The 11,325-nt window shown below is 57.8% G+C and carries 10 protein-coding genes; 7 read left to right on the top strand and 3 right to left on the bottom strand.

Annotated elements, in window-relative coordinates; translation table 11 throughout:
• Positions 1-35: 35 nt before the first annotated feature.
• Positions 36-479 carry a cupin domain-containing protein gene (locus ACK56M_RS27335; protein ID WP_015272116.1) on the bottom strand — a complete coding sequence of 148 codons (444 nt, stop codon included), beginning with the start codon at positions 477-479 and terminating at the stop codon, positions 36-38.
• A gap of 174 nt (positions 480-653) precedes the next feature.
• Positions 654-2,060: a type I glutamate--ammonia ligase gene (gene glnA, locus ACK56M_RS27330; protein ID WP_015272115.1), complete on the bottom strand. Its 1,407-nt coding sequence runs from the start codon at positions 2,058-2,060 to the stop codon at positions 654-656.
• Between the two features lie 469 nt (positions 2,061-2,529).
• On the opposite strand from glnA, the gene thiI reads away from it, so the two are divergent.
• The 6 genes from thiI to ACK56M_RS27300 all read left to right on the top strand — a co-directional run bounded on the left by thiI (position 2,530) and on the right by ACK56M_RS27300 (position 8,269).
• Complete coding sequence (gene thiI / locus ACK56M_RS27325) at positions 2,530-3,984, top strand: tRNA uracil 4-sulfurtransferase ThiI (protein WP_013974574.1); 1,455 nt, start codon at positions 2,530-2,532, stop codon at positions 3,982-3,984.
• A gap of 127 nt (positions 3,985-4,111) precedes the next feature.
• Positions 4,112-5,932: a translational GTPase TypA gene (typA, locus tag ACK56M_RS27320; RefSeq protein ID WP_013974573.1), complete on the top strand. Its 1,821-nt coding sequence runs from the start codon at positions 4,112-4,114 to the stop codon at positions 5,930-5,932.
• Between the two features lie 352 nt (positions 5,933-6,284).
• Positions 6,285-6,869: a 2OG-Fe(II) oxygenase gene (locus ACK56M_RS27315; RefSeq protein WP_080604908.1), complete on the top strand. Its 585-nt coding sequence runs from the start codon at positions 6,285-6,287 to the stop codon at positions 6,867-6,869.
• A 6-nt stretch (positions 6,870-6,875) separates the two neighbouring features.
• Positions 6,876-7,148, top strand: coding sequence for a hypothetical protein (locus ACK56M_RS27310; RefSeq protein WP_411959161.1), 273 nt, complete (start codon positions 6,876-6,878; stop codon positions 7,146-7,148).
• Positions 7,149-7,274: 126 nt separating this feature from the next.
• Positions 7,275-7,676, top strand: coding sequence for a hypothetical protein (locus ACK56M_RS27305; RefSeq protein WP_411959160.1), 402 nt, complete (start codon positions 7,275-7,277; stop codon positions 7,674-7,676).
• A gap of 44 nt (positions 7,677-7,720) precedes the next feature.
• Positions 7,721-8,269, top strand: a complete 549-nt coding sequence (locus ACK56M_RS27300) for a hypothetical protein (RefSeq protein WP_411959159.1) — start codon at positions 7,721-7,723, stop codon at positions 8,267-8,269.
• A 321-nt stretch (positions 8,270-8,590) separates the two neighbouring features.
• Here the strand turns inward: ACK56M_RS27300 and ACK56M_RS27295 are convergent, their stop codons facing one another.
• On the bottom strand, positions 8,591-9,571 hold the full coding sequence (locus tag ACK56M_RS27295; RefSeq protein WP_058178368.1) for an IS5-like element ISPpu18 family transposase: 981 nt from the start codon (positions 9,569-9,571) through the stop codon (positions 8,591-8,593).
• 103 nt (positions 9,572-9,674) lie between these two features.
• Between ACK56M_RS27295 and ACK56M_RS27290 the strand changes: the two genes are divergently transcribed.
• Positions 9,675-11,099, top strand: a complete 1,425-nt coding sequence (locus ACK56M_RS27290; RefSeq protein ID WP_411959158.1) for a PhoPQ-activated pathogenicity-related family protein — start codon at positions 9,675-9,677, stop codon at positions 11,097-11,099.
• Positions 11,100-11,325 lie beyond the last annotated feature (226 nt).

Raw genomic sequence — 11,325 nt, 5'->3', positions numbered from 1 at the left:
CGCGCACCAATATGGAGCATAGGTGGTTTCAGGGTTTATCGCACAGTTGGCGGGCATTCGGCTTCTGGCGTTGAAAACGCAAGGTCTTCATTGCTTGCGTGGAACACCATGACAGTGGCGGGCTGCCCAGTGGTGTGCCCGCGGTGCACTTCCCCTTGAAGTTCGGCCAGCGTCTGGCCTGCAACCAGGCTTGTCCGCTTGCCGTCGCGGGTTTCCACCTCGAGTCGTCCCTCGGTCAGATAGCCTAGATTGAGCGCCTGGTGACAGTGCCAGCCAAGGGTGGTGTGGGCGGGAATGCTGACTTTCACAAGCGACAGCACTGGTCGTCCTTCGGGGTAATCGAGATAGGGAGTACCGTCCCAACTGCCGGTGGCGCGGTGAAGCACCTGTGACGTTGCCTGGCCTGGCGCGGTGCCATTGCTGGCGCAGCCGGTGAGGAGGGCGGATACGGTAATCATTGCAGGTAGAAGTTTGCGCATGGCGTGATGTCCTTTGACTGAAGGGACGCCTACCCTGCGTGCTGAGGGGGGCGGCGAAATGTCAGCGGCATCTGCCGGTTCTGTATGAAATCGAGGACGCAGCCACGGAAACGAAAACGGCCTCCCGAAGGAGGCCGTTCGTGATCATGTCATCGGCGCGAGGCGCCGATCAGATCAGCAGCTGTAGTACAGCTCGTATTCCAGCGGGTGAACGAAGGTGCGGACCTTGATTTCTTCTTCGCTCTTCAGCTCGATGAAGGCATCGATGAAGTCGTCGGAGAACACGCCGCCCTTGGTCAGGAACGCACGGCCCTTGTCCAGCTCTTCCAGAGCTTCCTTCAGGCTGCCGCAAACCTGCGGAATGTCCTTGGCCTCTTCAGGCGGCAGGTCGTACAGGTTCTTGTCGGCAGCATCGCCTGGGTGGATCTTGTTCTGGATACCGTCCAGGCCGGCCATCAGCAGGGCCGCGAAGGCCAGGTATGGGTTGGCCGATGGGTCCGGGAAGCGAGCTTCGATACGGCGGGCTTTCGGGCTGCCGACGTAAGGAATACGGATCGAGGCGGAACGGTTGCGAGCCGAGTAGGCCAGCATTACCGGGGCTTCGAAGCCTGGGACCAGACGCTTGTAGGAGTTGGTCGACGGGTTGGTGAAGCCGTTCAGGGCCTTACCGTGCTTGATGATACCGCCGATGAAGTACAGGGCGGTGTCGGACAGGCCGGCATAGCCTTCACCCGAGAAGGTGTTCTTGCCGTCTTTCCAGATCGACATGTGCACGTGCATGCCCGAGCCGTTGTCGCCGTACAGTGGCTTCGGCATGAAGGTAGCGGTGCGGCCGTAGGCGTCGGCAACGTTGTGCACGACGTACTTCAGCGCCTGTACTTCGTCAGCCTTCTTCACCAGGGTGTTGAACTTGACGCCGATTTCGTTCTGGCCGGCAGTCGCCACTTCGTGGTGGTGAACTTCGACGGTCTGGCCCATTTCTTCCAGTGCGTTGCACATGGCAGTACGGATTTCGTGGTCGTGGTCGAACGGCGGAACCGGGAAGTAGCCGCCCTTCACGCCTGGACGGTGGCCTTTGTTGCCGCCTTCCACGTCAGCGCCGGTCATCCACGAGCCTTGCTCGGAGAAGATCTTGAACATCGAGCCGGAGATGTCCGACTGGAACTTCACTTCGTCGAAAATGAAGAACTCTGGCTCCGGGCCTGCGAATACGGTGTCACCGATGCCGGTGCTCTTCAGGTACTCTTCGGCGCGCTTGGCGATGGCGCGAGGGTCACGATCGTAGCCCTGCATGCTCGACGGGTCGACGATGTCGCAGGTGATGATCAGGGTCGGCTCTTCGGTGAACGGGTCCAGTACGGCAGTTTCGTCGACCGGCATCAGGATCATGTCGGAGGCTTCGATGCCTTTCCAGCCAGCGATGGAGGAACCGTCGAACATCTTGCCGACTTCGAAGAAGTCGTCTTCCAGTGCATCACGCGCCGGCATGGTCACGTGGTGCTGAGTGCCTTTGGTGTCCGTGAAACGCAGATCAATCCACTTGACGTCATGATCTTTGATGAGTTGAACCGACTTCGACATGTTGTCCTCCGGATGGTCTAGAGCGCGGTGGGCCGCTGCCCTGGAAAAAGGGTGTTGCCGGGCGCGGATAGTCGGCCAAGCTTACCTGCCTCACAAGGGAGCAAATTGCATGCCAGTGCCCGAAAATGGCGAGGGCGGGATAAAAGGGGGCGTTTGCGGGCATCTGGGGGTGGGTTGCTGGGGAGAAGTGCACTCTTAAGATGCGAATTTTGGTAGCGGTGCACCAATAGTGTGCATTGCTTGAGTTGTGTGCTTTCTTTGAGGGCCTCATCGCCGGCAACCAGCTCCCACAGGTAGGGCGCAGGTCTTGAGAACTGTGGATAGCCTGTGGGAGCTGGCTTGCCGGCGATGAGGCCGGTGCAGGCAATATAAATCCGACCTTCTGTACAAAAGTTGGTCAAATCCTGAGCAATTTCCGCTATAATTCGCGCCCCTCATTTTCGGCAGGCCCTGCGCGCGCTGTTAACCAATGAAACTTATCGTCAAAGTCTTCCCAGAAATCACCATCAAGAGCCGGCCGGTGCGCAAGCGCTTCATCCGCCAGCTCGGCAAGAACATCCGCAACGTGCTCAAGGACCTCGATCCTGAGCTCGTGGTCGATGGTGTCTGGGACAATCTCGAAGTGGTCACCCGCGTCGAAGACGAAAAGGTCCAGCGCGAGATGATCGAGCGCCTCACCTGCACCCCGGGTATCACCCACTTCCTGCAGGTAGAGGAATACCCGCTCGGCGACTTCGATGACATCGTCGCCAAGTGCAAGCAGCACTTCGGCCACCTGCTGGCCGGCAAGCACTTCGCCGTGCGCTGCAAGCGCGGTGGTCACCACGACTTCACCTCTATGGACGTCGACCGTTACGTCGGCAGCCAGCTGCGCCAGCAGTGCGGCGCCGCCGGCATCGAGCTGAAGAACCCGGAAGTGCTGGTGCGCATCGAAATCCGCGACCAGCGCCTGTACGTGATCCATAACCAGCACCAGGGCATCGGCGGCTACCCGCTGGGCGCCCTGGAGCAGACACTGGTACTGATGTCCGGTGGCTTCGACTCGACCGTGGCGGCTTATCAGATGATGCGCCGCGGCCTGATGACCCACTTCTGCTTCTTCAACCTCGGTGGCCGTGCCCACGAGCTGGGCGTGATGGAAGTGGCTCACTACCTGTGGAAGAAGTTCGGCAGCAGCCAGCGCGTGCTGTTCATCAGCGTGCCGTTCGAGGAAGTGGTCGGCGAGATTCTGAACAAGGTCGACAACAGCTACATGGGCGTGACCCTCAAACGCATGATGCTGCGTGGTGCCGCGCACATGGCCGACCGCCTGGAGATCGATGCCCTGGTCACCGGCGAAGCGATTTCCCAGGTGTCCAGCCAGACCTTGCCGAACCTGTCGATCATCGACTCGGCCACCGACAAGCTGGTGCTGCGCCCCCTGCTGGCCAGCCACAAGCAGGACATCATCGACCAGGCCTACGCGATCGGCACTGCCGACTTCGCCAAGCACATGCCAGAATACTGCGGCGTGATCTCGGTAAACCCGACCACTCACGCCAAGCGCCACCGCATGGAGCATGAAGAGAAGCAGTTCGACATGGCCGTGCTGGAGCGCGCCCTGGAACGCGCCCGGTTGATCTCCATCGACCATGTGATCGACGAACTGGGCAAGGACATCGAAATTGAGGAAGTGACCGAGGCGCTGCCCGGCCAGATCGTTATCGACATTCGTCACCCCGATGCCCAGGAAGACGAACCTCTGGTGCTGGACGGTATCGAAGTCCAGGCCATGCCGTTCTATGCCATCAACAGCAAGTTCAAGCAGCTGGATGCCAACCGCCAGTACTTGCTGTATTGCGACAAAGGTGTGATGAGCCGTCTGCACGCACACCACCTGCTCAGTGAGGGACATGCCAATGTGCGTGTTTATCGTCCGGCATAAGACGCCAGGGCTGTATGGCGGCAGCATCCGCCATCGCCCTCCCGACCACCGGGCCCGCTGAGCCTCAAACCATACATATTCGCCGCCTACACTGGCGGCAACCGAATCCTCTGATCGAGATACAGTTGTGATCGAAAATCTGCGTAACATCGCCATCATCGCCCACGTTGACCATGGTAAAACCACCCTGGTCGACAAACTCCTGCGCCAGTCCGGCACCCTGGAGCGTAACGAGCTCAACGACGAGCGCGTGATGGACTCCAACGACCAGGAAAAAGAGCGCGGCATTACCATCCTGGCGAAAAACACCGCCATCAACTGGAACGGCTACCACATCAACATCGTCGACACCCCCGGCCACGCCGACTTCGGTGGCGAGGTTGAGCGTGTAATGTCGATGGTCGACTCCGTGCTGCTGCTGGTCGATGCCCAGGACGGCCCGATGCCGCAAACCCGCTTCGTGACCAAGAAGGCTTTCGAAGCTGGCCTGAAGCCGATCGTCGTGATCAACAAGGTTGACCGCCCGGGCGCGCGTCCTGACTGGGTTCTGGACCAGATCTTTGACCTGTTCGACAACCTCGGTGCCACCGATGATCAGCTGGACTTCCAGGTTGTCTACGCTTCGGCCCTGAACGGCATCGCCGGTCTGGACCACACCGACATGGCCGAAGACATGACCCCGCTGTACCAGTCGATCGTCGACAACGTACCGGCGCCGAACGTTGACGTCGATGGCCCGTTCCAGATGCAGATCTCCGCTCTGGACTACAACAGCTTCCTCGGTGTTATCGGCGTTGGCCGTATCGCCCGTGGTCGTATCAAGCCGAACACCCCGGTTGTTGCCATCGACACCGAAGGCAAGAAGCGTAACGGCCGTATCCTCAAGCTGATGGGCCACCACGGCCTGCACCGCGTCGACGTTGAAGAAGCCCAGGCTGGCGACATCGTCTGCATCAGCGGTTTCGACGAGCTGTTCATCTCCGACACCCTGTGCGACATGAACCACGTCGAGGCGATGAAGCCACTGACCGTTGACGAGCCGACCGTTTCGATGACCTTCCAGGTCAACGACTCGCCGTTCTGCGGCAAGGAAGGCAAGTTCGTCACCAGCCGTAACATCAAGGAACGTCTGGACAAAGAGCTGCTGTACAACGTTGCACTGCGCGTTGAAGAAGGCGACTCGGCTGACAAGTTCAAGGTTTCCGGCCGTGGTGAGCTGCACCTGTCGGTTCTGATCGAAACCATGCGTCGTGAAGGCTTCGAGATGGCTGTAGGCCGCCCTGAAGTGATCATCCGCGAAGTCAACGGCGTGAAGCAGGAGCCGTTCGAGAACGTCACCATCGACATCCCTGAAGAATCCCAGGGCAAGGTCATGGAAGAAATGGGCCTGCGTAAGGGCGACCTGACCAACATGGCGCCGGATGGCAAAGGCCGTGTACGTCTGGAGTACAACGTACCTGCTCGTGGTCTGATCGGTTTCCGTAACCAGTTCCTGACTCTGACCAACGGTGCAGGCATCCTGACCTCGATCTTCGATCGCTACGACACCATGAAAGCCGGCCAGATGTCCGGTCGCCTGAACGGTGTACTGGTTTCGATCGAGACCGGCAAGGCGCTGACCTATTCGCTGGAAACCCTGCAGGCTCGCGGCAAGCTGTTCATCGAGCACGGTCAGGACATCTACAACGGTCAGATCATCGGCCTGAACAGCCGTGACAACGACCTGGGCGTGAACCCGACCAAAGGCAAGAAGCTCGACAACATGCGTGCTTCGGGCAAAGACGAAGTCATCGCCCTGGTACCGCCGGTTCGCCACACCCTGGAACAGGCCCTGGAATTCATCCAGGACGATGAGCTGTGCGAAGTGACTCCGAAGTCGATCCGCCTGCGCAAGAAGATCCTGGACGAAGGCGAGCGTACCCGCGCTGCCAAGAAAGCCAAGGCTTGATCGTCTAGCTTGAGCTGAAACGAAAACGCCCCCGGTCGAAATGCCGGGGGCGTTTTTTTATGTCCAATTCTGAGTGAAGCCAAGGGCAGTGGCTGCCTGCGGTCTCTCACGCACACGTGCTTTTATCATGGTAAATGCTTGGGGGCTGGTAAAGCTTCAGGTTGGTGTCAGTCTGAAAAAAGTTTTTTTGAGGTAAAGAAAATTGGAACTCGTTATGGCGACTAAATCTGTTATCACGTCAAGGCTATGGTAAAGGTCACCGGCTGAGCGGCTGTTTCCCTGTGTGAGAATATCTAAAGGTGTTTTAACTTTCAGTCTCCAATCGCTATGTTGAGATCAGGAGATTGAAGTAATGGTAGGTTTGACTGCTTGTAAAAATATCTGTGTGATTGATGATGGAATAACGGACGAAGAGCACACGAAAATATTGAGGCTCCTAACTGGCTCGCTCTGGCGTTATGGCTGGCCCTATCCGTATGCTCCCCTTGATCGTCCATGTTGGCACAGTTTTATCGCCGGTACTCGCAGAAATGAATTGGAAGACTGTGAGCAAGAACTACGAGAGCGACCGGACTGGGCTTTTCTGGCGAATATCTGGGCACGTATCAAGGCTGCGCATATGCCTTCGGCGACCCTGTTAGGGGTATACGCCAATGGTCAAACAAGCAGCCAGGATGGTCCTATTCATCGTGACAATACAGCCGAGGCGCCAGGGAAAACTGTAATGCTGTTTTGCAGCGAGTACTGGGCCACCTGCTGGGGTGGTGAGCTTGTATTCTACGACGCTGACAAAGAAAGTATTGTGCTGTCGGTACAGCCTAAGCCGAGGCGGGTTGTAATCTTCAATGGGGAAGTGCCGCATGGTGCTCGGGCGCCTGGTGTGAGTTGTAATCGGCTGCGTATGAGCATCGCCTTCAAGACATTGATCAGGGAGTAGCGAAAGATGATCAAAACACTTGAGATTATCTTGGGCTACGTTGAAAAACCGGTAGCGGTGGGTGCGGCAGCTACTTCCCTGACGGATCAGTACAATAGCGACAAGTCAGGGTTCGTTCTAGTGAATCAGAGTGCCCAAACCGGAGCTGCAGTCGCCGGGATCACGTCAATAGTAAAGCTGACTGCGGGTTTTACACCCTTCCTCAATATCAAGGTGAATACGCTTGCTGCGACTACAGTATTTCTAAAAATTACTGCTCAGTACAAGACCGACCAGTAATTTGAAAAAGGTGACGTCCTGAGCCTGGTTGGAAATGTTGCGGGGATTGTCGGCAGTATAAGCTTGCTTGCTGGGGCTGGCACTCCCGCAGTTATTTTCACTGCTGTGGGCGTTGGGGCTAATGCCTTGGGGATACTCAATTCCGATGCGGCAACAAATTTGTATCATTCTTTTATCGCACCTGTAGTGCAAAAACATTTCGTTGCAAATACAAATGCCACCTACCCTGATTACTGGGTAGCGCCGGACTTGGCCCTTGCATCGCTCGCCCAAATCAGCGCAATCTATGCGGGCCGAGTTGCGGTAACCCAGTGGAACCCGGATACGCAAGGCGTGCTGCTTGGAAGCGACCTTTCTCACCTGTACGGAATATCTGGCGGCGGCGGGGGTGGCTATATTGAGCCGGACTTCGGTGGCGGGCCTATGGTATTCCCATTGCCGGAACTCCCCAAGTGGAATATTGATATAGGTCCTATAGAGATCATCCCGCCTGGCGGGGGCGTAGGTGGAGTTGATAGGTATCATTAAAGATTTTTAGGTGATTTTCCTATTTAAAATAGCAGGAGGGGCGTGTGCAGTCATTTTCTGGATTCATAAAGTTGCTCAGAGTGTCCCCTCCTTTAAAGCGAGCTCAATTGCTTGCGATTGTCGTGATTACGATGCTTGCAGGTGTTGCGCTTTATTTCAGTCAGCTGGAAGTATATAAGGCCCCTGATTCGTCTAGGCTACTAGTTATCGAGGGGCGAGTATCCGGTTATCCAGACGTTTGGGAGCATAACCGTTCGCTAGTACATTTTGGCGTAGCATATAAGCTTGATGGAAGGCGGGAGGGTAAACGTGTTTATACTTACCGGAAGTTGTATGAGGCATCGGGGCTTCGTATCAATGCGAAGGTTATTCTTACAGTGGAACGTGGGGATGATGGTAGCACCGTGCGTGAACTCGCCACGTTGGACGGGCAAATACTCTACGACGATCGTCTCAATCAACAGGTCGTGGTTTGGAACAATGAATCGATAATGTCCACGGTCGTGTTGGGTACCTTGGCATCAATAGTGACCGCCATAGCCGCGATCGTTATGGTTGTACTTCATCTGCGCGACCTTGCTCGGCAGGGTTGATATAGAAATAGAGCTATTCCCATTTTGCTCGTTCGAGTCAAAACGCCCTCGCACGCATCGCCGGGGGCGTTTTTGTTTGTATGACGCAGGTTTTTTGTAGGTGATATCTCAAGCTGATGTAGGTTGCATCCTTCACGGCCTTTTGCGACTTGTGCGCGCTTGTTGTGATGCCTAGGGAAGGTCTGAAGTAGCCCTGTATTTCCGGTCGACTTCAGCCCTCGCTGCTTTTGAAAGCGGGCCGTCGATCAAATTCGACCAGGTAACCCGCTCAGTTCTCCGTTTTTGGCCGCCGCGAGCACCTCGCAGCAGCCATTTTCCGCATTACAGGTGCACCTTTCCTGCGGTAGTCAGCAAATGTCGGCGCGCCATCCATAGGTTCGACAGCGCGAACAGCGTCACCAGCTGAGCGGTGTTCTTGGCCAGGCCACGGAAGCGCACCTTCACGTAACCGAACTGGCGCTTGATCACTCGAAACGGGTGCTCGACCTTCGCTCGCACTTGTGCCTTGGCCTTCTCGATCTTGCGCTTGGCTTTGTACAGGGCGCTGCGTTTATCGAGCTTCTTGTAGGTGCTGCGGCGTGCTGCGACCTGCCAGATCACTTCGCGGCCAGCATGTTCGGGGCGCTTTTCGACGCCGGTGTAGCCGGCATCGGCGCAGACGACGTTCTCGTCACCGTGCAGCAGTTTTTCGACCTGGGTGATATCCGCCACGTTGGCTGCCGTGCCTACCACGCTGTGTACCAGCCCCGACTCATCATCCACGCCGATGTGCGCCTTCATGCCAAAGTAATACTGGTTCCCTTTCTTGCTCTGGTGCATTTCCGGGTCGCGCTTGCCGTCCTGGTTCTTGGTCGAGCTGGGCGCGTGGATCAGTGTGGCATCGACGATAGTGCCCTGGCGCAGCGACAGGCCGCGATCCCCCAGGTAGCCATTGATTACGCCGAGGATGCCGGCTGCCAGCTCATGTTTCTCCAGCAAGCGACGGAACTTGAGGATGGTGGTTTCGTCGGGAATACGCTCGAGGCTCAGCCCGGCGAACTGACGCAGGATGGTCGTCTCGTAGAGCGCTTCTTCCATGGCCGGGTCGCTGTAGCCGAACCAGTTCTGCATCAGATGGATACGTAACATGGCCATCAGCGGATAGGCTGGACGACCACCTTCACCCTTTGGGTAGTGTGGCTCGATCAGGGCAATCAATCCCTTCCACGGCACCACCTGATCCATCTCGATCAGGAACAATTCCTTACGGGTCTGCTTGCGCTTGCCGGCGTACTCGGCGTCGGCGAAGGTCATCTGCTTCATGGAAAAACTCGGCTGGCGGGATCGGCGTATTTCACCAGATTCAGGAAGTCTTTTTCAGACCTTCCCTAGCGTGAAGTGCTTTCTCGAAGCCGGAAGCATGCACATGAATTACCGTTTAGCGCTGGCCATCCCCTGCCTGATGGCAGGCTTGCAGGCTTGCACCATGCAGGATTGTGCCAGCCTGCGTCCGCAGGATGTTGTCCAGTGCCATATTGGCAAGGTGCGTCAGGCACCCTTGGAAGCCGTATTGCTCGAGCAAGCCTCCGAGCCTGGGTATGCGTTCCGTCGCTTGCAGATGGTTTCGCAGGTTTGGGAACCAGCGCCGGTGGTTGAGCCGCGCCGCTGGGAGCATGATGTCGAGCTGCATATCCCGCACAATGCCGTGCCCGGCAAAGCCTTGCTGGTGGTGAACAACGGTGTACGGTTCGGACCGGCGCAAACCCCGGACTATACCCGCGAGGCATTGCGCGAGGTCGCCCTCAAGGCACGGATGGCCGTGGTCATGATCAGCGATGTGCCCAATCAGTACGTGACCTTCAACGATAACGAGAAGCCCTTGCGCGAGGATGACGCCGTGGCCCATACCTGGGCTCATGCGCTTCGCGGCGCCGCGCCGGAATTGCCACTGCACGTGCCGATGGCCGCGGCGGCAAGCCGGGCGATGGATCTGGCCGAGCAAGAGCTGGCAGGGCAAGGGCTCACGGTGGACCGCTTCATTATCACGGGTGCCTCCAAGCGCGGCTGGAGCGCATGGCTCACGGCATTGGCCGATGAGCGGGTGGTGGCCATCGTGCCCAGTGTGATCGACGTCGCGGATACTTCGGACATGCTGGCCGGATTGCGCAAGCGTTATGGTGGTCACTGGCCCTTGGCGCTGGGTTCCTACCAGCAGGCTGGTGTCCTGCAGCAGCTGGGCACCCCGGCATTCGAGCGGCTGATGGCGATGATGGACCCGATGCAGTACCTGAACGAGAAAAGGCAGCGTCTGGCCATTCCCAAGTACCTGGTGTCCGCCAGTGGTGACGATTTCTTCGCCCCTGACCCGGTCACCAATTATCAGCAGCGCCTGCCGGGCCAGACCAGCCTCAGGGTATTGCCGAACTCTGACCATGGCGGGGTGCGTCAAGCGGTAGTCAGTACCTTGGTACCTGCAGTGACGCGCCTGCGCGATGGCACACCTTTGCCAAGCGTGCAGGTGTCGGCCAGCGGGTATGCCGGGCAGATGAGCGTCGACTTCTCTGAGCCGCCAGTGGCGGTGAAGGTGTGGACGGCGAGCAACAGCCAGGACCGCGACTTCCGTTTTGCCTGCGGGGTGCGCTACCAATCCGAGACGCTCGCTCCCATGCAGAGCTTCACCCTGCAGCGCACGCCGCCGGCGGTGGGATGGCGGGCGCAGTTCGTCGAAGCGAAGTTTGCTGATGGCTTTATCGCTACCAGCCCGGTCAGCGTGCTGCCGCAGACCTATCCCGAACATCCACCGGCGGAGCAGGGTGGTGCATGCAGGAGCTTTCCCTCTGGCGGAAAGTAGAAATCTGGCTTGGCACATAATTGGCCAGCAGTGGCCGCTTGAATACTGAAATGGATTGCACCGGCTTCACCGTTTTTCACGGGCGTGTCCTAATGCCAGTAAGCTAAGCGAATTGGGGCCGCTTTGCGGCCCTTCGCGGGCTTGCCCGCTCCCACAGGTGTGTCGCTGAGCCCATGATTTGCGCGACCCTTGTGGGAGCGGGCAAGCCCGCGAAGAGGCCCTTGAA

Origin of the sequence: Pseudomonas sp. s4 (assembly GCF_046764235.1) — a bacterium.
Taxonomy (GTDB): Bacteria; Pseudomonadota; Gammaproteobacteria; order Pseudomonadales; family Pseudomonadaceae; genus Aquipseudomonas; species Aquipseudomonas asiatica.
This window is presented reverse-complemented; position numbering and strand designations above follow the sequence as displayed.